18 protein-coding genes are annotated in these 25266 nt (G+C 64.3%); 14 read left to right on the plus strand and 4 right to left on the minus strand.

Annotation, left to right across the window (positions count from 1 at the left end):
• Positions 1–8: 8 nt before the first annotated feature.
• The 3 genes from VE092_RS06145 (at position 9) to VE092_RS06155 (ending at position 4250) form a co-directional block, all read left to right on the plus strand.
• Entirely contained in the window at positions 9–2225 is a 2217-nt protein-coding gene (locus tag VE092_RS06145; protein ID WP_324874874.1) for a chemotaxis protein CheA, read from the plus strand.
• Between the two features lie 76 nt (positions 2226–2301).
• Complete coding sequence (locus VE092_RS06150; protein ID WP_324874940.1) at positions 2302–3060, plus strand: ZIP family metal transporter; 759 nt, start codon at positions 2302–2304, stop codon at positions 3058–3060.
• Positions 3061–3326: 266 nt separating this feature from the next.
• Positions 3327–4250 (plus strand): LysR family transcriptional regulator, encoded by a 924-nt coding sequence (locus tag VE092_RS06155; RefSeq protein ID WP_324874876.1) that lies wholly within the window; start codon positions 3327–3329, stop codon positions 4248–4250.
• 13 nt (positions 4251–4263) lie between these two features.
• Here the strand turns inward: VE092_RS06155 and VE092_RS06160 are convergent, their stop codons facing one another.
• The 3 genes from VE092_RS06160 to VE092_RS06170 all read right to left on the minus strand — a co-directional run bounded on the left by VE092_RS06160 (position 4264) and on the right by VE092_RS06170 (position 7452).
• Positions 4264–5121 (minus strand): sulfurtransferase, encoded by an 858-nt coding sequence (locus VE092_RS06160; RefSeq protein WP_324874878.1) that lies wholly within the window; start codon positions 5119–5121, stop codon positions 4264–4266.
• A gap of 43 nt (positions 5122–5164) precedes the next feature.
• Positions 5165–6082, minus strand: a complete 918-nt coding sequence (locus tag VE092_RS06165) for a DMT family transporter (protein ID WP_324874880.1) — start codon at positions 6080–6082, stop codon at positions 5165–5167.
• 248 nt (positions 6083–6330) lie between these two features.
• Positions 6331–7452: an aromatic ring-hydroxylating dioxygenase subunit alpha gene (locus VE092_RS06170; protein WP_324874882.1), complete on the minus strand. Its 1122-nt coding sequence runs from the start codon at positions 7450–7452 to the stop codon at positions 6331–6333.
• Between the two features lie 267 nt (positions 7453–7719).
• Here VE092_RS06170 and VE092_RS06175 point away from each other — a divergent pair, with 267 nt between their 5' ends.
• The 5 genes from VE092_RS06175 (at position 7720) to VE092_RS06195 (ending at position 16050) form a co-directional block, all read left to right on the plus strand.
• Positions 7720–7992, plus strand: coding sequence for an exodeoxyribonuclease VII small subunit (locus VE092_RS06175; protein WP_324874884.1), 273 nt, complete (start codon positions 7720–7722; stop codon positions 7990–7992).
• Positions 7992–8939 carry a farnesyl diphosphate synthase gene (locus tag VE092_RS06180; protein WP_324874886.1) on the plus strand — a complete coding sequence of 316 codons (948 nt, stop codon included), beginning with the start codon at positions 7992–7994 and terminating at the stop codon, positions 8937–8939. The genes VE092_RS06175 and VE092_RS06180 overlap by 1 nt, the downstream gene beginning before the upstream one ends.
• Before the next feature lie 81 nt (positions 8940–9020).
• On the plus strand, positions 9021–10886 hold the full coding sequence (dxs, locus tag VE092_RS06185) for a 1-deoxy-D-xylulose-5-phosphate synthase (protein ID WP_324874888.1): 1866 nt from the start codon (positions 9021–9023) through the stop codon (positions 10884–10886).
• A 413-nt stretch (positions 10887–11299) separates the two neighbouring features.
• Positions 11300–14704: a DUF2339 domain-containing protein gene (locus VE092_RS06190; protein WP_324874891.1), complete on the plus strand. Its 3405-nt coding sequence runs from the start codon at positions 11300–11302 to the stop codon at positions 14702–14704.
• A complete protein-coding gene (locus tag VE092_RS06195) occupies positions 14701–16050 on the plus strand; it encodes a DUF3999 domain-containing protein (protein WP_324874893.1) in 1350 nt (449 codons plus the stop codon). The genes VE092_RS06190 and VE092_RS06195 overlap by 4 nt, the downstream gene beginning before the upstream one ends.
• Before the next feature lie 114 nt (positions 16051–16164).
• Here VE092_RS06195 and VE092_RS06200 read toward each other — a convergent pair whose 3' ends face one another.
• Entirely contained in the window at positions 16165–16719 is a 555-nt protein-coding gene (locus tag VE092_RS06200; protein ID WP_324874895.1) for a cob(I)yrinic acid a,c-diamide adenosyltransferase, read from the minus strand.
• A gap of 314 nt (positions 16720–17033) precedes the next feature.
• Here VE092_RS06200 and VE092_RS06205 point away from each other — a divergent pair, with 314 nt between their 5' ends.
• The 6 genes from VE092_RS06205 (at position 17034) to VE092_RS06230 (ending at position 25257) form a co-directional block, all read left to right on the plus strand.
• On the plus strand, positions 17034–18449 hold the full coding sequence (locus tag VE092_RS06205) for an FAD-binding oxidoreductase (protein WP_324874897.1): 1416 nt from the start codon (positions 17034–17036) through the stop codon (positions 18447–18449).
• A 164-nt stretch (positions 18450–18613) separates the two neighbouring features.
• Positions 18614–19504, plus strand: a complete 891-nt coding sequence (locus VE092_RS06210) for a LysR substrate-binding domain-containing protein (RefSeq protein WP_006461989.1) — start codon at positions 18614–18616, stop codon at positions 19502–19504.
• Between the two features lie 249 nt (positions 19505–19753).
• Positions 19754–21241 carry an FAD-linked oxidase C-terminal domain-containing protein gene (locus VE092_RS06215; protein ID WP_324874900.1) on the plus strand — a complete coding sequence of 496 codons (1488 nt, stop codon included), beginning with the start codon at positions 19754–19756 and terminating at the stop codon, positions 21239–21241.
• Between the two features lie 2 nt (positions 21242–21243).
• Complete coding sequence (gene glcE / locus VE092_RS06220) at positions 21244–22323, plus strand: glycolate oxidase subunit GlcE (protein WP_324874902.1); 1080 nt, start codon at positions 21244–21246, stop codon at positions 22321–22323.
• Positions 22324–22350: 27 nt separating this feature from the next.
• Entirely contained in the window at positions 22351–23595 is a 1245-nt protein-coding gene (gene glcF, locus VE092_RS06225; RefSeq protein WP_324874904.1) for a glycolate oxidase subunit GlcF, read from the plus strand.
• Between the two features lie 366 nt (positions 23596–23961).
• Positions 23962–25257 (plus strand): dicarboxylate/amino acid:cation symporter, encoded by a 1296-nt coding sequence (locus VE092_RS06230; protein WP_324874906.1) that lies wholly within the window; start codon positions 23962–23964, stop codon positions 25255–25257.
• Positions 25258–25266: the final 9 nt, after the last annotated feature.

The raw sequence follows: 25266 nt of genomic DNA on the forward strand, positions 1-25266 counted from the left end.
GCCACGTCATGCATTCCGCTTTCGCCTCCGCCGCCACTCCGACCGCTCCGCAGGGTACCGCCGGCCACGCGCTCGATGCCTCGCTGCGCCAGACCCTGCTGCCGTTGCTGGCCATCGTGCGCCAGCAGGACAGCGCCTGGCGCGCCGGCCTTGACGGCATGACAGCGGTGCCCGTACCGCCGCTGTACCGGCGTGCACTGCTGGCCTTGCATGATTGTGCGCAGAGTGCCGGTGCACCGCGGGCGGCCGGGATCGCCGCCCGTATCGTCACGCTGCTGGAGCAGCCGGCCGCCCACAGCGGCCCGCCTGCGCCGGCCTCTGTTTCGGCCTCTGTTCCGGCCCTCGTGGCGCAAGGCGTGGAGGAACTGGCCCGGCTGCTGGAAGCCCCGGCACAGTCAGTCGCACTGGCGCCGGAGGACAAGCCCGCTGCACCCGCTGTCGGCGATGCGGCGCTACCGCTGGAGGCGATCGATCCTGATTTGCTGCCGGTGTTCCTGGAGGAAGCGCAGGAGCTGCTGGCCGGTATCGGCGAGACCTTGCTGGCCTGGCCTGCCGGCCCCTCCTGCGCGGCCCCCGGGGCAGGTCTGCTGGCCGACCTGGCGCGGCCGCTGCATACCCTCAAGGGCAGTGCCCGCATGGTCGGCGCGATGCGCCTGAGCCATTGCCTGCATGAGATGGAGAGCGTACTGCAGCGCCTGTCGTCGGCCGTGCAGCCGCAGTCGGGAGATGGGCCGGCCGCGCTGCTGGCGCTATATGACCAGACCATGGAGCACTTCAGCGCGCTGGAACAGGCGGCGGTCTCGCAACCCCTGCCCACCGCAGGCAGCGCGGCCACCGCCCTGCCGGGACGTGACGCCCAGTCCGCGCCGGTGCTGCGTATCCGTACCACCGTACTGGACCGGCTGCTCAACCAGGTAGGCGAGGTCTCGATCATGCGCGCCCGGCTGGACACTGAGGCTGCTGCCTTGCGGGACGAGGTCCGCGTGATCGGCGATCAGCTGCGCAGCCTGGCCGAGCAGTTGCGGCAACTGCAGCGACAGGCCGTCAGTGCCGAGCCTTGCGGCGTCCAGGCGCTCGCCACCGAGATGGAGACGATCCTCGCGCAGGCCAGCCGGCAGCAGAAGCGGCTGCACGAGGGCGTGGGGCGTACCTGCGAAGGCCTGCGTCAGCAGGGACGCTACACACGCGAGCTGCAGCAAGACCTGATGCATGCGCGCATGATCAGGTTCAACAGCCTGCAGTCGCGCCTGCAGCATCTGGTGCGCCAGGTCGCCGCGGAGACCGGCAAGCCGCTGGCGCTGGATCTGTCCGACTGCCGTCTGCAGATCGACCGCGCCATCCTGGAGCGCCTGATGGGCCCGCTGGAACATCTGCTGCGCAATGCCGCCGTGCATGGCATCGAAGACGCCGCGACCCGGCGTGCTGCCGGCAAGCCGGCCGACGGGCAGTTGCGCGTGCAGGCCGGTCATGAGGGCAACGAGGCGGTCATCCGCGTGGCAGACGACGGCCGCGGCCTGGATCTGGTGGCCATTCGCAGCAAGGCCCGCCAGCGCGGCTTGCCGGCTGCCCTGCTGGCCAGCGAGACGGGGCTGGCCGAGCTGATCTTCGAGCCCGGCTTCAGCACGTCGGCCCAGGTATCGGCCCTGGCCGGGCGCGGTATCGGCATGGATGTGGTGCGCGCCGAAGTAGCCGCCCTGGGCGGGCGGATGACGGTGCATTCGCAACCCGGGCAAGGGGTGTTGTTGACGCTCTACCTGCCGCTCTCGCTGGCGGTGCAGCAGGTTTGTCTGCTGCAGCACGGCGGGCAGCAGTACGCGATTCCTTCGACCCTGATCGACAGCGTGCTGCAACTGCGCAGCGAGCAGGCGCGCCAGGCCCTGGCGCAGCGTGCGCTGGAATTCGATGGCCGGCGCCTGGCCCTGTTTCCCCTGCATAGCCTGCTGGGTGAACCGCATGCCTCGGATACGCCCGGGCTGGCCGCCCCGGATTCGGCCTTCGCCCTGCTGATCAAGAGCGGCGATGAATTGATGGCGATCCTGGTCGACCATGTGAGCGGTAATCGCGAGGTGGTAGTCAAACCTGTCGGTCCGCAGCTGGCGACGCTGGCCGGGGTAGTGGGCGCCACCGTGCTGGGCGACGGTCAGATCGTGCTGATCATCAACCCGCTGCTGCTGGCCGGTTCGCGCCGCGCCGATGGCAGCGTGGTAGCACCGGGCGTACAATAGCGGGCTTTGGGCGCGGCCTGCCGGCGCCCCTGCACTTCCCCCGAGGCCCGTCATCGACTCCACACTCGTTTCCATCCTGCTGGCCACTACCTTGGCCGGCGTGGTCAGCATCACCGCTGCGGCGGTGTTCTCGTTCGCCCTGCTGTCGAAGATGGTGGAGCGGCTGGTCAGCCTGTCGGTGGGCATCATGCTCTCGACCTCGCTGCTGCACGCGCTGCCTGAGGCTTTCGAATCCCAGGCCGAGCCGCACACCCTGTTCGCGGTGCTGCTGGGCGGGCTGCTGGCCTTCTTCCTGCTGGAAAAAACCGCCATCCTGCGCCATTCGCACCACCACGAAGATGACGGCCACGGCCACCACCACGGCCATGACAGGAAGGAAGCCGGCAAGGCCGGCTGGATGATCCTGGTGGGTGATGGCCTGCACAATTTCACCGACGGTATTCTCATCGCCGCCGCCTTCCTGGCCGACCCGCACCTGGGGCTGGTGACCGGCCTGGCCATCATCGCCCACGAAATCCCGCAGGAGATCGGTGACTTCATCGTGCTGCTCAATGCCGGTTTTTCGCGCACCCGCGCCTATGTCTACAACCTCATCTGCAGTCTGATGGCGGTTGCCGGTGGTACGCTGGGCTACTTCATGCTGGAACGTGGCATGGAATGGATCCCCTTCGTATTGGTGTTCGCCTCCTCGGGCTTCATCTACATCGCCGTTTCCGACCTGATGCCGCAGATGCAGCGCCGCGCGACGTTGCGCGAGACCATTCCGCAGGTGATCCTGATTGCCGCTGGCGTGTTGATCGTGCTGGCCCTGACCCGACACGCGCACGGTCATTGAGCTGCTCCGTCGTCTGGCGGTCCTGGCGACGGCTGCGGCGACCGCGCAGCATCCAGTGCAGGCCGACGCTGCAGACCATTCCGAGCAGGCCGATGAACAACAGCAGGTCTTGGAGCACGATCCATCCTTTCGCGTAAATCCGGGCGGGGCCAGGAAGCTGGCAGATGGCTTCAATGTAGGTGGACGGCGCACTCAGCGCCAATATCAAATCAGCCGGCGCGCCATCTCAATTTGATATGGTCGACCGGGCAGGGAGGAGAGCGGAGATGATTTCCATCCGGCAGTTGCGCTACTTCGTCGAAATCGTCGAGGCCAGAGGTTATACCCGGGCCTCGGAGCGCCTGTTCATCGCGCAGTCGGCGCTGAGCCGGCAGATCAAGGAACTGGAAGCCGACCTCGACGTGGTCTTGCTCAGGCGCGAAGCCAAGGCCTTCGAACTGACCCAGGCCGGCCAGGACTTCTATGCGCGTAGCCGCAGGATACTGTTGGACCTGGACCGCGCCGTGGCCCAGGCCCGCACCATCGGCAAGGGCGAGCATGGCGCGCTGCGTCTGCTGCATTCCAGTTCGGTGCCGTTGAACGCACCGCTAGGGCCGACGCTCAATGATGTGCTCAAGGATTTCAGCGGCATCTCGCTGGAAATCTCCCAGGCCCCGTCCGAACACCAGGCCCGCGAGATCGTCGAGGGCAGCGCCGATATCGGACTGGCGCGGCTACCCATCCTGCGCGCCAATCCCGAGCTGGAAAGTACCGTGCTGTACCGCGAGCGGCTGGTGGCGGCGGTACCGGCAGGGCATCGTCTGGCGCAGCGGGCCGAGGTGGAGATTGCGGAGTTGCGGGAGGAGTTCTTCGTCACAGTCCCGCATCGGGATCGCGGCGGACTGAGCTATCTGGTGGCCGAGCGCTGCATTGCGCATGGCTTCTATCCGCGCGTGGCGCGCGCTACCTCGCGCAAGAATTCCCTGCTCAGCCTGGTCAATGCCGGCTTCGGCATTGCCGTCGTACCGCAGAGCATGGCCAGTATTTCTCTCTCGGCCGGGGTCAGCTTTCCGGCCCTCAAGGATGCCGACTTCCACTCGGAAGTGGCCTTGCTGCGCCGGCGCGATGCGCCGGTCATGGTGCAGCAGTTCGTGGAGACCTTCATGTCCCGCCTGCGGCAGGCGGGACTGGCGGCACCGGACCCGGCCTGAGCGACCGGCAGTATCAGTGACCGGTCGCCACCGGGCGCTGCGGATCGGAACTCCACTCACTCCACGAACCCGGATACAGGCTGGCCCCGGACAGGCCTGCCACTTCCAGTGCCAGCAGATTGTGACAGGCGGTCACGCCGGAGCCGCACTGCATGACGGCCGCCTGCGGGTCGCCGATCACCGCCAGCCATTCTTCGCGCAACTGTGCTGCGTTCTTGAAGCGGCCATCGGCTTGCAGGTTATCCCTGAAGAAGCGATTCCTGGCGCCGGGGATGTGGCCACCGACTGCGTCCAGCGTCTCGTTTTCGCCCCGGAAGCGATCCGGCGCGCGCGCATCGACCACCTGCAGCGCGGGGTTGCGCAGGTTCTCCAGCAGCGCCTGTGCATCCACGGTCGGCACCAGCGAGGACAGGTCCTGAATATTGCCAGCCGCAGCCGGCGGTGGAGCCTCGGTACTGAGGCTTTCCCCCAGCGCCTGCCAGGCCGCCATGCCACCGTCGAGTACCGCCACGTCGCTGTGACCGATCCAGCGCAGCAGCCACCACAGGCGTGCGGCATACATGCCGCCCTGGGCGTCATAGGCCACCACTTGCGTATCGTTGTTGATGCCCAGCGCGCGCATGGCTTGCACGAACTGCTGGCGATCCGGCAGCGGATGGCGCCCATGGAAGCGGCCGGCGGCATCGGTCTTGGGACCGGACAGCAGTTCATCCAGATGGACGAAGCGGGCCTCCGGCAGATGACCGGCGGCGTAGGCCTGGCGCCCGAAATCCGGATTGGTCAGGTCATGGCGGCAATCGATGAGCACTAGGTTCAGGTATTGCACACGCGCCTTGAGGTCGCTGGCGCTGATGAGGGTTTGGTAGGTCATGGCTCTCTCCTTTAATCGTGGGCGGCGGATGCGGCGCTGATGCTCACACCTCGGTCGCGATCGGGTCCACCTTGGGCACGTTCTTGGCGGCGCTCTGGCTCTTGCGCTGGTTGCGATAGGTCGCCAGCATGCCGCTGGCCAGGATGATGACCATGCCGACCCAGCCCATCCAGCCCGGCGCATCGTCCCAGATCAGCACACCGAACAGGCTGGAAAACACGATGCCGGTGTACTGCAGGTTGGCCGTCACCAGCGTATTGCCGAGCCGGTAGGCGCGCGTCATGGCGATCTGCGCCAGCGTGGCTGTCAAGCCTATCATGACCACCAGCAGTATGCCGGTCGCGGAATGGCTGTGCCACAGCGGCACCCGGCCGGCGATGACACTGCCGACCAGACCGGCCAGCACGCCCGTGGCAGAGAAGTAGAACACCACGCGGTATTCCGGTTCCCCCAGCAGTCCGAGCTTGCGCACCTGCAGGTAGACCAGCGCCGAAAGCACCCCAGAGGCCAGCGAGATGGCACCGCCCAGCAACTGTTCGGCATTGAGGGAGGGACGCATCAGCAGCGCCACGCCGATGAAGCTCAGTGCCACCGTGCCGGCCAGACCCCACTCGAACTTCTTGTTGCCCTGCCACCAGCCGGCCACGAACAGCATCACCGCGATCCAGATCGAGGACATGTAGTTCAGCGTGGTGGCTGTGGCAATCGGCAACAGACTGAAGGAATAGAACCACATCCACAGCGAGATGACGCCGACTCCGCCACGGATCAGGTGGTCGCGCGGGAAGGGCGTGCGCAAGGTGCCACCACGCACACGGATCAGGCCAAAGATGAAGATTACCCCGATCAGTCCGCGACAGAGCACGATCTCGGAGGTCGAGTAGTAGTTGCTGGCGAGCTTGACGCACACGCCCATGATGGCAAAGAGGAATGAAGCGACGAGCATCCAGAGCGATTGCATGGCGATGGCGGATCAGTGAGAGGAAGAAGGACGAGAGGGAATGGCCGGTCCGGCCACGCAGGCCGCAATGAAAACGGCAGCCCCGGAATGAACCGGGGCTGCCGTGGTGCCGATGACCGCAGTCATGCGGGGGAGGGGGACGCCGTAGATGCGGGAGGGCAGGCGACAATGACGACGCAGACTGCGTCCATCGTGTGCTTGCCGCTTCCCTTGCATCTGCTTTCCCCCTGCGCGGCCTGTGGCCGGTGTTATGGTGTGCTGGTACCTTGCGGGACGTCCAGCTGCTGCCGATACCACTCATGGAAGTGCTGCATGCCATCTTCCATGGGCGACTGGTACGGACCAACTTCGCTGGTGCCGCGGTCCATGAGTATACGACGACCGGCGTCCATGCGCTGGGCGATCTCGTCATCCTCGACGCAGGTCTCCATGTAGGCGGCCCGTTCGGCTTCCACCAGCTCGCGCTCGAACAGCGCGATCTCTTCCGGATAGTAGAACTCCACCACATTGGTGGTCTTCTGCGAGCCGGTCGGCCAGAGCGTGGATACCACCAGCACGTGCGGATACCACTCCACCATGATGTTGGGATAGAGCGTGAGCCAGATGGCGCCGAACTTGGGCGGCTTGCCGTTGGAGAATTGCAGCAGCTTTTCCTGCCACTTGGCGTAGGTCGGCGAGCCGGACTTGATCAGGCCGTGGTTCACGCCCACGGTCTGGACGCTGTAGTCACGGCCGAATTCCCACTTCAGGTCCGAGCAGCTCACGAAGTTGCCCAGGCCGGGATGGAAGGGTTCGACGTGGTAGTCCTCCAGATAGACCTCGATGAAGGTCTTCCAGTTGTAATCGCACTCGTGGACTTCGGTGTGGTCGTACAGGTAGCCGGAGAAATCCAGGTCGCGGGTCACGCCCAGGTTTTTCAGCTTGTCGGCGATGTCCACGCCGTTGGCCTCGAACAGCAGGCCATTCCAGCTCTGCAGCGGCGTCTTGGACAGGTTCATGCACGGCGTCTCGCCGAAATGCGGCGCGCCGATCAGTTCACCCTTCAGATCATAGGTCCAGCGATGCAGCGGGCAGACGATGTTGTTGGCATGACCACGGCCATCGAGCATCTTAGCCTGGCGATGGCGGCAGACATTGGAGACCAGTTCGATCCCTTGCGCATTGCGCACCAGCATGCGGCCTTCGTTTTCCCAGGGCAGCGTGGAATAGTCACCGGCATTGGGCACCATCAGCTCATGGCCGACGTAACGGGGTCCCTGCTGGAAGAGTTGTTTCAGTTCCCGCTGATGGAGCGGTTCGTCGAAGTAGACGTGGACTGGAAGTTGCGCGTTTGAACGCGCCAATTTGGCAAAAGTAGCAAGATCGGACATTTCCGCCCCCAAATTAATTTGCACCAACCTAAGGAAGAAAATCCGCAAAAACCTATGTTCAAATAATATGAAGAGGAAATTTTGGACAGAACCGTGGATTATGCCACAAAACCCCCATAAGGGGCCGGGTTTTGTGGCCAAAATGCCAGCATTTTGGCTGAACTTACGTGCTCGGCTAAAAATGCTTCGACAATTCCACGCCCTCGATTGACTTGGCAATCACCGGTTTGTTCTAAAATACCGGGTTAGTTTTTTGAATGGGTCGATATGCCTAGAACCTCTGCCGCCGCCGGCACCGCCGCGACCGCCGCCCTGCCGGCCTCCTTCGAACAAGCCATGGAAGAGCTGGAGCAGCTGGTGGCGCGGATGGAAGCCGGCGAATTGCCGCTGGAAGCGTCGGTGGCCGCCTATAAGCGCGGCTCGGAACTGGTCAAGTTCTGCGCGGCCCAACTGGAGAAGGTGGACAGCCAGGTCCGGCTGCTCGAAGGCGACATGCTCAAGCCCTTCCAGGCCAGCGATGCCGGTGCCGGGGACGATTGATGAATGCACACATTGCTGCCACCGGCGCGCTGCCATCGCTGACCTTTGCTGACTGGATGGGTCAGATCCAGTCGGGCATGGAAGGCGTGCTGGACCGCTTCCTGGCCCCAACCTCGGTGGTGCCTGCGCGTCTGCATGAAGCCATGCGCTACACCGCCATGGACGGTGGCAAGCGCGTACGGCCGCTGCTGGTGTTTGCCGCCGGCGAGGTGTTCGACACGCCGCGCGCACTGCTGGAACGGGCTGCGGCGGCGGTGGAGATGATCCACGTCTATTCGCTGGTGCATGACGACATGCCTTGCATGGATGACGATGCCCTGCGCCGTGGTAAGCCCACCGTGCATGTGCAGTACGACGAAGCCACTGCGCTGCTGGTCGGCGATGCCCTGCAGGCACAGGCCTTCGAGACCCTGTCGGCGCCGCTGGAGGCCGAACCCGGCCATGGCGACAGCAGCTTGCCGCTGCGCCAGTTGCGCATGCTCCAGTTGCTGGCGCAGGCCGCGGGTTCGGTGGGCATGTGCGGTGGACAGGCGATCGATCTGGCCAGCGTGGGGATGACCCTGTCGCTGGCCGAACTGGAGCAGATGCATCGCCTCAAGACCGGCGCCCTGCTGCGCGCTGCGGTATTGCTGGGCGCACTGGGCGGCAAGGCGCTTGACCGCGAAGAAAGCGCGGCGCTGGATGAGTATGCGCGCGCCATCGGCCTGGCCTTCCAGGTGGTCGACGACATCCTCGACGCGACTGCCGATTCGGCCACGCTGGGCAAGACCGCCGGCAAGGATGCCGCCGACAACAAGCCGACCTATGTGTCCATCCTGGGCCTGGCCGAGTCGCAGGCGCTGGCCGAACGGTTGCGCGGCGATGCCCATCGCGCCCTCGCCGCGTTCGGCGAGAAGGCGCGCCGCCTGCGCGAGCTGGCGGACCTGATCGTACAGAGAAAGACCTAAGCGACGTAATCCAAGGCATGAAGACGGACCGTGCGGCAATCTGCCAGACGCGGCCTTCAGACCCCAACACGGTAACAACAGATGCTCCTCACTACCATCAACGATCCGGCCGACCTGCGCCGCTTGTCCCGCCACCAGCTCAAGCCCCTGGCTGAAGAGCTGCGCGGCTTCCTGCTGGATTCGGTGTCCAAGACCGGTGGCCACCTGTCGTCCAATCTGGGCACGGTCGAGCTGACCATCGCGCTGCACTACGTCTTCAACACCCCGCAGGACCGCATCGTCTGGGACGTCGGGCACCAGACCTATCCGCACAAGATCCTCACCGGCCGCCGCGACCGCATGGGCAGCCTGCGCCAGCAGGAAGGCATCTCCGGCTTCCCGCGCCGCATCGAAAGCGAATACGACACCTTCGGCACCGCGCATTCCTCGACCTCCATTTCAGCCGCACTGGGCATGGCCCTGGCGGCCAAGACCCAGGGCTCGGACCGGCACGCCATCGCCGTCATCGGCGACGGCGCCATGACCGCCGGCATGGCCTTCGAAGCGCTCAACAATGCGGGCGTGCATGAGGACATCAACCTGCTGGTGATCCTCAACGACAACGACATGTCGATCTCGCCGCCGGTGGGCGCCCTGAACCGCTATCTGGCTCGCCTGATGTCCGGCAAGTTCTACGCCAAGGCGCGCGACGTGGGCAAGTCCATGCTGCCCGGCCCGGTGCTGGAACTGGCCAAGCGCCTGGAAGAGCATGCCAAGGGCATGGTGGTCCCGGCCACCATGTTCGAGGAATTCGGTTTCAACTACATCGGCCCCATCGATGGTCACGACCTCGATTCGCTGATCCCCACCCTGCAGAACCTGAAGCACCTGAAGGGGCCGCAATTCCTGCACGTGGTCACCAGGAAGGGCCAGGGCTACAAGCTGGCCGAGGCCGACCCGGTGCTCTACCACGGCCCCGGCAAGTTCAACCCCAGCGAAGGCATCAAGCCCAGTGCCGGCGGCAAGCTGACCTATACCCAGGTGTTCGGCGAATGGCTGTGCGACATGGGCGCGGCCGACGACAAGCTGGTCGGCATCACCCCGGCCATGCGTGAAGGCTCGGGCATGGTCGCCTTCGAAAAGAAATTCCCGGAACGCTACTACGACGTCGGCATCGCCGAGCAGCACGCCGTCACCTTTGCCGCCGGCATGGCTTGCGAAGGGATGAAGCCGGTGGTGGCGATCTACTCGACCTTCCTGCAGCGTGCCTATGACCAGTTGATCCACGACGTCGCCCTGCAGAACCTGGACGTCACCTTCGCGCTGGACCGTGCCGGCCTGGTCGGTGCCGACGGCGCGACCCACGCGGGCAACTACGACCTGGCCTTCCTGCGCTGTATTCCCAACATGGTGGTGATGGCCGCCTCCGATGAGGATGAATGTCGCAAGATGCTCTCCACCGCCTACCAGTATCCTGGCCCGGCGGCAGTGCGCTATCCGCGTGGTGCGGGCGTGGGGGCTGCGGTTCAGAAGACGCTGGAGACCCTGCCGCTGGGCAAGGGTGAGATCCGTCGCCAGGGCAAGGACATCGCCATCCTCGCCTTCGGCAGCCTGCTGGCCCCGGCCCTCGGTGCCGGCGACAAGCTTAATGCCACGGTCGCCAACATGCGCTTCATCAAGCCGCTGGACTTGGAACTGGTCAAGCAGCTGGCCGAGAGTCATGACGCCCTGGTCACGGTGGAAGAGGGCTGCATCATGGGCGGCGCCGGTGCCGCCGTCTCCGAAGCGCTGGCCGCAGCCGGCATCAGCAAGCCCATCCTGCACCTGGGCCTGCCGGACCGCTTCATCGACCACGGCGATGCGGGCCAATTGCTGGCGCAATGCGGGCTGGATGCGGACGGCATCGCCCAGTCCATCGTGCAACGTTTCGGCAAGGACCAGCCTAAGTTGGTGGTCAATAACGGCTGACCTCAAGAGCCTTTCTTGTCACCGGGATGCGCCGATGGCGTGGACCCGGACGTAGTCATTGCGTTCGCGCCCGGCATTTCCCAATCCTTTGCGTCGGCATACGCCTGTCACTGATGTGATGGGCGGCATGTCCGCGCGCACCCTGCGCTGAGGACTTCAGCCGCATATCCACGACAAACGCCAGGACGTCGACCGTTCACTCTGATCGCGCTCGATGCAAACTTTGCACGTCTGGAGAAGTATCGGCCCTTGCTCCTTGACGATAATTGCGTGCAAAGATCGCGTCCTTCATTGCCGGACGAACAGCGCATCTACTAGGATCTTTTCCTTTTTGAAAATGGAGGGGCCGGTTGGCCGGGGATGTCCCGGCGTTCCTGAGACCTTCCCAGAGGAATCGAGATGAGGAGACGCCGATGACGTGGGTAATCGGGATATGCGGTGGTGTATTGGGTGTCGTGCTGGCCTTTTTCAGTAATTGGTCGCTGGGCCCCTCAGGGGCGCTGATGGCGGGGCTGGGTTACTGGTTGGGCTACGTGCTTGAACGCAGTCCTCAAGTTGATCAAAAGCTTCCTTCCAGTGCCGGGACTGGACCCGTCAAAACCCTTGCCGAACGGGTGACATGCCTGGAAAGTCGGGTCGATACGCTCAGCGATGAACTGGCGAGGCGCCGACCGCAATCGCTGGATCACCCCTCGGTCCCGACGCCTGAAATTCCAACAGTTCTGGTAGTTCCGGCAGCTCCACCAGCTTCACCAGCTTCACCAGCTTCACCAGCTTCACCAGCACCGCTAGCTCCGGTAGCTCCGGTAGCGCCGGCCCTCCCGGTCAAATCTGAAGGATTACAGGTCGTAGAAAACGACGCCGCCGCTGTTTCACTTCCTGCCTCGCCCAAAGCCGTCCAGCTGCCCCCGCCACCGGCCTCTGCATCTGCGCAGGCAGAGCCGTCGACACCGAGTGAGGTCGCAAAAAATGCAGACGCAGCGCATGGCATCGTGCCGATACCGCCGGCGCAGGATCTGCTGGAGCGTGCCTTCAATGCGGCACGTGACTGGCTGCTGGGCGGAAATGTGATGGTGCGTATCGGCATCCTCGTGCTGTTTTTCGGCGTGGCCTTCCTGCTCAAGTACGCGGCCAGCAATAGCCTGCTGCCCATAGAGTTGCGCCTGGCGGGCACGGGGATCGGCGCTGCCGTCTTGCTGATTGTCGGCTGGCGCTTGCGCGAAAGTCGTGCCGTTTATGGCCTTGTATTGCAAGGCGGCGGAGTAGGGGTGTTGTATCTCACCGTGTTCAGCGCCGTCAAACTGTACATGATGATCCCGGCCGGCATGGCCTTGCCCCTGATGGTGGCGATCTGCGCATTGAGTGCCTTTCTCGCGATCCGACAGGACGCCGCCACGCTCGCCTTCATGGGCAGCGCAGGCGGTTTTCTTGCACCGGTGCTGGTCAGCAGCGGTGGTGGCAGCCATGTCGCTCTGTTCAGTTACTACGCCTTGCTTAATGCGGGCATTTTCGCGATTGCCTGGTTCAAGGCTTGGCGGCCGCTCAATCTGCTGGGTTTTTTCTTCACATTTGGGATTGGTTCGGCATGGGGCCTGACCGAGTATCGTACAGAGCAGTTTGTCAGCACCGAAGCCTTCCTTGTGCTGTTCTTCCTCATGTACGTCGGTATTGCGCTCTTGTACGCCGTGCGACGCGAGCTAGTGGTCAAGCATTATGTGGATGGCTCCCTGGTATTCGGAACGCCCATCGCGGTAACGCTGCTGCAAGGTGCGCTGGTAAGGTCCATGCCCTTCGGCCTTGCCTGGAGTGCGGTGGGCCTGTCCGCCTTTTATCTGCTGGTGAGTGCGGCTCTGTCACGGCAGCGTGAACGCCTGGCCCTGCTGTTCGATTCGACGTTGGCACTGGGTGTGATTTTTGCCACGCTGGCGGTGCCGTTCGCGTTTTCCGTGGAGACAACCAGTGCTGCCTGGGCCTTGGAGGGGGCGGCGATCGTATGGCTGTCGGTGCGCCAGCGCCGTTGGCTGGCGCTGTTGTTCGGGCTGGTGATGCAGGGCGCGGCGGCCGTGGGCCTTCTGGCATCATTGGCCCGGCCTGGTGTCGCGCCGGCCTTGCCCGTGTTGAATGGCGATTGCGTCGCGATGTTCATGATCGCAGTGGCCGGACTATTTATCGGCTGGTGGTTGCAGGTGCGCAGTGATGCGCGCCAATGGCGGCCCTGGTTACCCGATACAGGTGTCATCGCCGCCATCTGGGGTCTGTGCTGGTGGGTGACGGCAGGTATCCGGGAAATCCAGATTCATGCTGCTGGCATGGCGCTTGCCGATGAGGCGTCCTTCCTGCTGAACGCCTCGGTATTGTTCGCCGTCCTGAGCACCTGGTTGGCCCATGTGGCACGTCGCTATCTCGGGTGGCCGCTTGCGATGTGCGTCGAGCAGGTGCTGCCGCCGACGCTGGCCTTGCTATCGCTGGGCCTGTTTATGGTGCCAGGCGCGCCCACCGCGGGCTGGGGCATGGTGGTATGGCCGCTGGCCTTGGCTTCGCTCTACGCCATCCTCTGGCGCTTGCCGTCCGGCCATCGTCTGGACGACCAGATGGCAGCCTCGCCGCCCTATGTTTTCCTGCATGTCCTGAGCTTCTGGATTTTCTGCGGCGTGCTGGCGTTCGAGGGCTACTGGCGCTTGCGCGAGTATGTACCGGAAGGAGCATGGCGCTGGAGTGCCTGGGCGTACGCAATAGGCCTCTGTCTGCTGGCCGTGTCCACGCTCGGCAAGTACTTGCGCTGGCCATTGGCGCACTGCGCGCGAGCCTACCAGCTGTGGGGTGCTGCGCCTTTGGCGCTGCTGCTGTATGCCTGGAGTATGACCAGTACGGCCAGCGACGGCGATGCGGCGCCACTGTTCTGGCTGCCGCTATTGAATCCGCTGGATGTGGCGCAACTGCTGGCGTTCATCGCACTGGCCGCATGGGGACGTCGGCTGCGCCAACTGGGCGTGTTGGCGCAGGCCCCGCTGGCCGAATATCTGGCGTTCGCCACGGTCCTGCTGTGGTTCAGCGCCATGATGCTGCGCACCCTGCATCACTGGTTTGGCGCAGCCTATGAGCTGGCGACCTTACTGACGTCGTTCCACTGGCAACCGTTCTTCATGCTCGGCTGGGGAGGATTTGCCTTTGCCGCCCTGTGGGCGGGACGCACCGGAGGCATGCGAAAGCGATGCCTGACGGCCTCTCTGCCCATGCTTGTCGTCATGTGGCTGTGGACGATCTACGCGAATCTCACCCAGGCCGGCGGCGGCTGGATGGGCTTACCTCTGCTTAATTCATTGGATGCAGCCGTGCTGACGACCTATGTCCTCATCGCCTTCTGGATATCGCGTCTGCGCAGCCTGGGTAGCGAGCTTGAACAAACCGAACCGATCCAGCAAAGCCGCGCGTACCTGCCCTGGGCTGCGGGAGCCACGGCTTTCCTCTGGCTCAACGCGATGCTGTTGAGGACGCTGCACTATTGGACCGGCTTTCCCTATACCCTTGCTGAGATTTCGCGCTCCATGCTGGCACAGGCTGCGCTGACGGTCTTCTGGGCGTTGTGTGCGCTCGTCACGCAGATGGTCGCCACCCGCCGTAGCATGCGGGGCTTGTGGTTCGTCGGTGGGGGGCTGCTGGCCACTACGGTGCTCAAGCTGTTCGTGTTCGACCTGTCGCGCACCCAAGGGCTGGAGCGCATCGTTGCCTTCCTCGGTGTCGGGGTCCTGCTGTTGCTGGTGGGTTATTTCTCCCCCTTGCCGCCCAAGAGCGCAGTGGCCGAGAGGGGCCAGCAATGAAGCGCAGACTTGTAGCGGTCGGTGCCACTCTGCTCGTGCTCATGGCCGAGGCCGGCACCGTAGCGCCGGCGTCGTTTGCCCAGCGGTATGCCCTGACTCTGAGTGGTAGCGCAGCCTACTACCGCCTGACCCTGCCGCCGCAGGTCTATGCGGCGAGCCAGCGCAGCGATCTGGGTGATCTGCGCATCTTGAACGGGGCAGGAGAGTCGTTGCCTTTCTCGCTGGAATCGCCTTCCGCCCCCGCGCCCCTTCGACGCGCTGTCCTCACCCCACTGAACTGGTTTGCCGTGCCCACGACGGGGGAGGCCACCGACAGGGCGCGCTTGGGCGTATCGCTCGATGCGAACGGCACCCTGCATGCCGAGGTTGGCGCGCCGACCGGAAAGAAGCGCAATGGCGATGCGGTCCTGGTGGATCTGGGGAATGACGGCGAAGTGGCTGCCTTGTGGGTGCGCCTGCGCAATGAACGCTATCAGGGACAGGTCCTCGTCGAGGCCAGCAATGATTTGAATCAGTGGCAATCCGTCGCCGAGGCCGTCCTCCTGAAGGCGTCCGCCGGTGACAAGCGGCTCGCCCAAGAGCGGCTCGCCCTGGATGGAGTGCGGCGACGCTATCTCAGACTGAGTTGGCCAGATGGTGCGCCGGAGATAGCAGCCATTGAGGCGGAGGCCATCGTCCTGGAAGCTGTTGCGGATGCGCAGCCCGCGCCCTTGCTCTGGCACGCGTCAGCGCCAGTGCGCGCCGGGGACTCGGCCGGGGAATATCTGTTTGATAGCGGTGGCGCGTATCCGGTGGAAAGTCTTCGTGTGGATTTGCCTCAGGGTAATACGATCGCGAAGGTCAGCATCCAGAGCAGGGATGATCTCAGAGCCGCATGGCGAGACGTGGGCGCCGGCACCGTATTCCGGCTGCAAGGCAAGAAAGGCGAAGAAGTATCATCGCCGCTGCGATTGAACGCCATGCCCAGCCGTTACTGGAGGATGCAGGTCGATATGCGCAACGGCGGGATCGGGCGCGAGATGCCGAAAGTGATGCTGGGCTGGCGTCCGGCGATGCTGACTTTCGTGGCGCGGGGATCGCCACCGTTTACCTTGGGGATTGGCAATGCGACGCTGACATCAGCGGCGCAGCGAAGGGCGGACTTGTTGATGGGCGAGCATCCCGAGATTGGCAACGCCAGCGTGGAGGCCTTGCTGACCACGGTGGTAAAGCAGCAGACTGTGACTGCCCCGGACAATACGCGCAAGCCTGTACTCTGGGTTGGTCTGATCATTGCAGTGGCCGCGCTGGGGGCGGTTGCCTGGCACTTGGCCCGAAGCACGGTTTCCGCCGACAAGGCAGGGTAGTGCTGGTGGTTGCGAAAGTCAGATGCGGCTGCCCGGGCTTGCGGGAACCAGGGACGGCGAGAGGGCGGCGGGGCCGCTGATCACCGCCTTTTTCTGCGTCCTTCGCCAGATGGACTAACGCTCCCGCCCCTTCTGCCACAACACATCCTCTCCGCCAGCCTCACGGTTGAGCACCCGTGCCAGCACGAAGCACAGGTCCGACAGGCGATTGAGGTATTGCCGTGCCGGCGCATTCACGCCCGCTTCGGTCTTTTCCAGCATGACCACGCTGCGCTCGGCGCGCCGGCATACGGTGCGGCAGACATGCGCCAGCGCGGCCGTGCGCGAGCCGCCCGGCAGGATGAATTCCTTCAGCGGCGGCAGGGTGGCGTTGTATTTCTCCAGCAGGGCATCCAGGCGGGCCAGGTGGGACTCCGCCAGCACCGTATAGCCGGGGATGCACAGCTCTCCGCCCAGGTCGAACAGGTCATGCTGGATCGAGACCAGTTCCTCCCGCAAGGCGTCCGGCAGGGTCTCGCACAACAGCAGGCCCAGCTGCGAATTGAGTTCATCCACGTCGCCCAGCGCCTGGATGCGCAGGCTGTCCTTGCCCACACGGCTACCGTCGCCCAGGCCGGTGCTGCCGTCGTCGCCGGTGCGGGTGGCGATCTTGCTAAGTCGGTTGCCCATCGTTGCTCCTTGATAATCCGGGGCAGCTTAAGCGCAAGCCCGGTCCAAGGCAAGCGCTTCCCGTCCGATGCGAGGGCATCTGCATCACCTGGAAAACCCCGTAAACAATTCACTTGATTTCGTCCATTCTCCGGGACATAGCGGGATAACCCGGGAGATTTGCCCAATCTTCCGCCCGCAAGAGAGTAAAATTCATCGATTGGATCAGTGGTCAGTCCACTGGAGCGGCCGGGGAAGCCGCTTCACCGGCCCTGCGTCCTCCCGCACAAGACCGAGAACAACGACCGAGACAAGAGACCCCCAGAGAGAACCGCATGAATCACCTAGTTGACGCCCGCAAACTGAAACGCCCCGTGCCGCAGGCCTTGCTCGACGAGCTCAAGGCCCTCTTCGGTGAGCGCTGCTCCACCACCCTGGCCATGCGCGAGCACCACGGCCGCGACGAATCCTCCTACGATCCCATGCTGCCCGACGCCGTCGTGTTCGCCCACAGCACCGAGGAAGTCGCCGCCTTCGTCAAGCTCTGCAGCCAGTACGACACCCCCATCATCCCCTACGGTGCCGGTACCTCACTGGAAGGCCACGTGCTGGCCCTGCAGGGCGGTGTCACGGTGGACCTGTCGCAGATGAACCGGGTACTGGCAGTCAACGGCGAAGACCTGACCGCCACCGTCCAGGCCGGCGTCACCCGCAAGCAGCTGAATCTGGAGATCAAGGACACGGGTCTGTTCTTCCCCATCGACCCGGGCGCCGACGCTTCGCTGGGCGGCATGGCCTCGACCCGCGCCTCCGGCACCAATGCCGTGCGCTACGGCACCATGAAGGAAAACACCCTGACCCTGACCGTGGTCACGGCCCAGGGCGAGATCATCAAGACCGGTACCCGCGCCAAGAAATCCTCGGCCGGCTATGACCTGACCCGCGTCTATGTCGGCAGCGAAGGCACGCTGGGCATCATCACCGAAGTCACCGTGCGCCTCTATCCGCAGCCCGAGGCCATTTCCGCCGCCATCTGCTCCTTCCCCAGCGTGGCCGATGCGGTCAATACGGTGATCCAGACCATCCAGATGGGCGTGCCGCTGGCGCGCGTGGAGCTGCTCGATGAAAACGGCGTGCGCGCCATCAATGCCCACGACAAGCTGACCCTGCCGGTCAACCCGCTGCTGCTGTTCGAATTCCACGGCAGCGAAAACGGCGTCAAGGAACAGGCCGAGCTGGTGCAGGACATCGCCAACGACAACCATGCACTCGGCTTCGAATGGGCCACCCGCCCCGAAGACCGCACCCGCCTGTGGACCGCCCGTCACAATGCCTACTTTGCCCTGTTGCAACTGCGTCCCGGTGCACGTGCCATCTCCACCGACTGCTGCGTGCCGATCTCGCGCCTGGCCGAATGCGTGCTGGCCACCAAGGCCGACTGCGAAGAGCAGGGGCTGATCCACGCCATCATCGGTCACGTCGGCGACGGCAATTTCCACGTGCAGATGATGGTGGACCCCAATGACCCGGCCGACATCGCCCGCGCCGAAGGCGTCAATGAACGCATGGTCGCGCGCGCCCTGTCCATGGACGGCACCTGCACCGGCGAGCACGGGGTGGGCCTGCACAAGATGGACTTCCTGATCCAGGAGCACGGCGATGGTGCCATTGCCGTCATGCGCGCCATCAAGCATGCGCTGGACCCGAAGAACATCATGAACCCCGGCAAGATCCTGCGCTGGGAGCAGTGAAACCCGGTTCCACCTTGATGGCCCGGACCCGCAGCCCGAGGGGTTGCGGTCCTGAGGCGAGCATCTCTCGGTGTCGCGATGTCAGTTTTCATCAGTTTGTTGGTTAGACAGTGCGCGCCTCGGCCATGACCGCGTCGCGCCAGAGCAGCAGGAATCCATCACCCATGGCCACCCGCCTACCCCCCGTCCATGCCTTGTCCGCCTTCGAAGCGGCAGCCCGTCACAACTCCTTCGCCATCGCGGCCGAGGAGCTTTGCATCACGCCATCGGCACTGTCGCACCGCATCCGCTTGCTGGAAGAATTTGTCGGCGAGCGCCTGTTCTATCGCGATGGCCGCTCCATCGGGCTCTCCGAATTTGGTCGCCGCTATCTCGACGTGGTGCGCTCGGCGCTGCGCACGCTGACCGATTTCCCCATGCCGCACCGCAATGCCGCCGTGCAACCCAAGATCAAGGTGATGCTGCCGCCGACCTTCGCGCGCCACCTGCTCATGCCGCGCATCGCCGACTTTACCCAGCGCCATCCCGAGATCGTGGTGGAGCTGTATCTCTCGGTGCCGCTGTACGACCTGTCGCTGTCGGAAAGCGATGTCGAGATCCGCTTCGGCGCCGGCAACTACCCCAACATCATCACCGAAAAGCTGTTCGAGGAACCGGCCTTCGCCGTGGCCAGCCCCGGCTACCTGAAGACCCTGCCGCCGATGAAGTCGCCCGCCGACCTGCAGCATGCGACCCTGCTGCGCTCGGCGCTGGAGCCCTGGCAGCCGTGGTTCGAGGCTGCAGGTCTCAAGGACTGGGTGGAACCTTCCGCCGGCCTGCGCGTGGACGACCTTGGCCTGCTGCTCGAAGCGGTGCGCCATGGCTACGGCGTCGGCCTGACCCGCCAGCATTTTGCCGAAGAACTGCTGGCGCGCGGCGAGATCGTCGAATTGTTCGACGTACGCCTGCGCACCCCGCCGCATGCCTACTACGTGGTCTACGAGCGCGCCGTGCGCGAACGGCCCGAAGTGGATACCTTCATCAGCTGGATGCAGAACGCCTTCCGCAATATCTGAGCCCCCGCGCAGATGCCTGAGCCAGCACCGGCCGCCCTGAAAATAATTCACGGCGGCCGGCAATTCTTTTCAGTGGCCCAGCGGGCAATATCGCCCCGTGCGGCGCGGCAAAATTCGTTACACTTGTCGGACTGAAAAAGCCCGCCCCATGCGGGCTGACAACAAACGAGACAGCGTGAGCCGTGTCACCGGACGCAAAGAGGGACGTCCACACCCCCACGCCTGCCTAGCCCAACGCCGAGGTCCAGCATGAATGCTCCCGTCCAACAGTCCTTTGCGCCGGCGCGCCAGCGCGAAGTCGTCGATGCCCTGCGCCGGGTCCTGCCCGCCCATTGCGTGCTGTTCGACGAGGAAGACACCCGTCCCTACGAATGCGACGGCCTGGCTGCCTATCGCCAGTTGCCGATGGTAGTGGTATTGCCCGAGACCGAGGCCCAGGTGGTAGCCATCATGCAGACCTGCCACGCGCTGCAGGTGCAGATCGTCCCGCGGGGCGCCGGCACCGGCCTGTCGGGCGGGGCCATGCCGATCGCCGACGGGGTGGTGGTCTCCACCGCCAAGTTCAACAAGATCATCAAGCTGGACAAGTATTCGCGCACCGCCGTGGTCCAACCGGGCGTGCGCAACCTGGCCATCTCGGAAGCGGCCGCGCCGCATGGTCTCTATTACGCGCCGGACCCGTCCTCGCAGATCGCCTGCACCATTGGCGGTAATGTGGCCGAGAATTCCGGCGGCGTGCACTGCCTCAAATATGGCCTCACGGTACACAACGTCCTGCGCGTGCGCATGGTCACCATCGAGGGCGACGTGGTGGAACTGGGCAGTGGCGCGCTGGACGCCCCGGGCCTGGACCTGCTGGCGGTGTTCATCGGCTCCGAAGGCATGCTGGGCGTGGTCACGGAAGTGACCGTCAAGCTCGTGCCCAAGCCGCAGGCCGCGCGGGTGATCATGGCGTCCTTCGATGACGTGGTGAAGGGCGGCAATGCAGTCGCCAACGTGATTGCCGCCGGCATCATCCCGGCCGGCCTGGAGATGATGGACAAGACCAGCTCGCGCATGGTGGAGCCCTTCGTCAAGGCCGGTTATGACATCGACGCCGAAGCCATCCTCCTGTGTGAGTCCGATGGCACCGTGGAAGAGGTGGAAGAAGAGATCGGCCGCATGACCGCCGTGCTCAATGCCAGCGGTGCTACCGCCATCGCCTGCTCGGCCTCGGAAGCGGAGCGCCTGCGCTTCTGGTCCGGTCGCAAGAACGCCTTTCCGGCCGCCGGCCGCATCTCGCCCGACTACTACTGCATGGATGGCACCATCCCGCGCAAGAAACTGGCGCAGGTGCTGCTGGGCATCGCCGAGATGGAAAAGAAGTACGGCCTGCGTTGTGCCAACGTGTTCCACGCGGGCGACGGCAACCTGCATCCGCTGATCCTGTTCGATGCCAACCTGGCCGATGAATTCGACCGCGCCGAACTGTTCGGCGCCGAGATCCTGGAACTGTGCGTGGAAGTCGGTGGCACCATCACCGGCGAACACGGCGTGGGCATCGAGAAGATCAACTCCATGTGCGTGCAGTTCTCGCCGGCCGAGCGCGAGGCCTTCTTCAAGTTGAAGCGCGCCTTCGACACCGCCTTCCTGCTCAATCCGGACAAGGCCATTCCCACCCTGCATCGCTGTGCCGAGTACGGCAAGATGCACGTGCAGCGCGGCCAGCTGCGCTTCCCCGACCTGCCGAGATTCTGATCATGCAAGAGCACGCCCAACCCGACTTCGATGCCGTGCTGGCATCCTTCCGTGAACGCATCTTGTCCGGCCGCCCCTTGCAGATTCGCGGCGGCGGCACCAAGGACTGGTATGGGCAAGCGCCGAGTGGCGACCTGCTCGATACCCGTCCCTACAGCGGCATCGTCGATTACGAACCGACCGAACTGGTCATCACCGCCCGCTGCGGCACGCCGCTCTCCGAGATCGACGCCGCCCTGGCCGAGCACAACCAGATGTTGGCCTGGGAGCCACCGCGATTTGGCGGCGCGGCCACCGTCGGCGGCATGGTGGCCGCCGGACTTTCCGGTCCCTCGCGCGCAGCCGCTGGTGCGGTACGCGACTTCGTGCTGGGTGCGGTATTGATGGACGCTCAGGGTGAGCAACTGCATTTCGGCGGCCAGGTCATGAAGAACGTCGCCGGCTATGACATCTCGCGCCTGCTGGCGGGCTCGCTGGGTACGCTGGGCCTGATCCTGCAGGTCTCGCTGAAGGTCTTGCCACGCCCCTTCGCCAGCAGCACCCGGGTGTTCGAGATCAACCAGGAAGGCGCGCTGCGCCTGTTGAACCAGAGCGCCGGCCAGCCGCTGCCGCTGGTGGCCAGCGCCTGGGTCGGCAATGTGCTGACCCTGCGTCTGGCGGGTGCGCAGGCTGCGGTGGATTCAGCGATCAAGAAGCTGGGTGGCACCGAATTGAGCAATCCGGACGATTACTGGACCGACCTGCGCGAGCAGACCCATCCCTTCTTCGCCCAGCCCGAAGCACCGCTGTGGCGCCTGTCGGTGCCGTCGGTGGCACCACCGATTGACCTGCCGGGTAACCAGCTGATCGAGTGGGGCGGGGCGCAGCGCTGGTTGCGCCCGCAGGGCAATGTGGATGCGGTCGCCATTCGCGCCGCCGCCCTGGCGGTGGGCGGGCATGCCAGCCTGCATCGCGGGGGCGATAAGGCCATCGGCGTCTTCCACCCGCTGCAACCGGCGGTGGAAAAGATCCATCGCAAGCTCAAGCAGCAATTCGACCCAAGCGGCATCTTCAATCCCGGCCGACTGTACGCCTGCCTGTAAGCGATCTCCCTTAGCCAGCGACCCTCCATGCAGACCAACTTAGCCGATTTCATCCGCAACACCCAGGCCGGCGAGGAAGCCGACAGCATCCTGCGTTCCTGCGTGCATTGCGGTTTCTGTACCGCCACCTGTCCTACCTACCAGTTGCTGGGCGATGAACTGGACGGCCCGCGTGGTCGCATCTATCTCATCAAGCAGGTGCTGGAAGGCAAGCCCGCCACCGCTGCCACTCAGTCGCACCTGGACCGCTGCCTGACCTGCCGCAACTGCGAATCCACCTGTCCGTCCGGCGTGCAGTATGGTCGCCTGGTCGACATCGGCCGCAAGGTGGTGGAAGAGCAGGTGCCACGCCCCCTGTCACAGCGCGTGATGCGCACGGCCCTGAAGGAGCTGGTGCCGCGCAAGTGGATTTTCCGTCCCGCCATGAGGGCTGGCCAGCTGGTGCGCCCGCTGTTGCCCAAGCTGCTGCAGAACAAGGTGCCGCTGCCGCAGGATGCCGGCACCTGGCCCACGCGCACCCATGCGCGCCAGATGCTCTACCTCGAAGGCTGCGTGCAGCCCTCGATGTCGCCCAACATCAACAGCGCCACCGCGCGCGTGCTCGATGCTCTCGGTGTGCAGTTGTTCGCGCCCCCCAAGGCGGGCTGCTGCGGTGCCATCCGCTATCACATGAATGACCAGGATGGCGGCCTGGACGACATGCGTCGCAACATCGACGCCTGGTGGCCCTACATCGAAGGCCGGGATGGCATCCGGGCCGATACCATCGTCATGAATGCCTCCGGTTGCGGCGTCACCGTCAAGGAATACGGCCATCTGCTGCAGCACGATCCGGTCTATGCCGAAAAGGCGCGCCGCATCTCGCACATGACCCGCGACATCAGCGAAATCCTGCCCGAGTTCGAAGACCAGTTGACACACCGGCTCAAGGACTTCAACGGCAAGCGCGTGGCCTACCACCCGCCCTGCACCCTGCAGCATGGCCAGAAGATACGCGGCAAGGTCGAGACCATCCTGCGCGCGGCCGGGGTGGATGTGCAGTTGTGCGCCGACAGTCATCTCTGCTGCGGGTCGGCCGGCACCTATTCGATCCTGCAACCGGAGCTCTCCTACCGCCTGCGCGATGACAAGATCGGCAAGCTCCAGGCCACCGATCCCGACATGATCGTCACTGGCAATATCGGCTGCGTCACCCATCTGCAATCCGGCACCGAGACTCCGGTACGGCACTGGATCGAATTGCTGGACGCCGCGCTGGTGGCGACTTCCTGACGATCTGCTGACGGCTTGCTGGTACATCGCCGGCCGCCCCGAATGCCCTGCGAGTTGCTCTGCAAACAACCCAAGCCCCGCTCTGCGGGGCTTTTTTGTGGCCATTTTGATCATGACCCGGGCAATTTGACCCCATTTATCCAAACCGGCTTGACGGCAGGGGGCATAAGTCAATAAGCTTCGTCCTTTTTTCCGCGCAGCGGGAAAAAACCGGTCCCCGTTTCTCATCGGAAACAGGTGATTTCCGACAATCCCGACGATCGGCGCAGCGTCCCGCCACGGCCCCGCGCCCAGACAATCAGCCCCCACCATCATCGTCCTCGCACCGGCGCCATGCCACTTGCGATCGGGGGGGCAGGAGAACCCATGAAAAAACGCATTCCGCCGGCCATCTTCATCTTCATTGCGATGCTGCTGGGCATCCTGGTCGGCTACCTGATCTTCAGTCATCTGGACAAGGCCCAGGCCAAGGAACTGGCCGGCTACATCTCGATTGCTTCCGACCTGTTCCTGCGCCTTATCAAGATGGTCATCGCGCCCTTGGTGTTTTCCACCCTGGTGGTGGGCATCGCCCACATGGGTGACGCCAAGTCGGTCGGCCGCATCTTCGGCAAGTCGCTGGCCTGGTTCTTCATCGCCTCGCTGGTCTCGCTGGCACTGGGCATGATCATGGCCAACCTGCTGCAACCGGGCGCGGGCGTGGCGCTGCCACCGCCTGACGCGGCTGGCGCCGGCCTGGCCACGGGCAAGTTCACGGTCAAGGAATTCTTCAACCACCTGGTCCCCAAGTCCATCGTCGAGGCCATGGCGCAGAACGAAGTGCTGCAGGTGGTGGTGTTCTCGATGTTCTTCGGTATCGCTCTGGCGTCGCTGGGCGAGCGCGGCAAGCACCTGCTGGCGGTGATCGACGATCTGTCGCACACCATGCTCAAGATCACCGTCTACGTCATGAAGTTCGCCCCGGTGGCGGTGTTTGCGGCGATGGCGGCGACTGTGGCGGTCAATGGCCTGGAGATTCTGGTCAGCTTCGCGGTCTTCATGCGTGACTTCTATTTCTCGCTGGTGCTGCTATGGGCCATCCTGATCGCGGTGGGCTTCGTGTTCCTGAAGAAGCGCATCTTCCGCCTGCTGGCGCTGATCAAGGAAGCCTTCCTGCTGGCCTTCGCCACGGCCAGTTCGGAAGCTGCCTATCCCAAGCTGCTCGATGCGCTGGACCGCTTCGGCGTCAAGCGCAAGATCTCCAGCTTCGTCATGCCGATGGGGTATTCCTTCAACCTCGATGGCTCGATGATCTACTGCACCTTCGCCACGCTCTTCATCGCCCAGGCCTACGGCATCCACCTGCCGATCTCGACCCAGATCACCATGATGCTGGTGCTCATGCTGACCTCCAAGGGCATCGCCGGCGTGCCGCGTGCCTCGCTGGTGGTGATCGCCGCGACCCTGCACCAGTTCAACATCCCCGAAGCGGGCCTGCTGGTGATCCTGGGTATCGATACCTTCCTCGATATGGGACGCTCAGCCACCAACGCCGTGGGCAACTCGATTGCCTCGGCCGTGGTCGCCAAGTGGGAAGGTGGGCTGCTGAGCGAAGAAGAAGCGGCGCGTGCCGAAGCCGATATCGAACAGGAAGCCGAAGCCACGCTGCACAACGAAGCCTGAACAGGCCCT

Origin of the sequence: Herbaspirillum sp. (genome assembly GCF_035644555.1) — a bacterium.
In the GTDB taxonomy this organism is placed as follows: domain Bacteria; phylum Pseudomonadota; class Gammaproteobacteria; order Burkholderiales; family Burkholderiaceae_D; genus Herbaspirillum.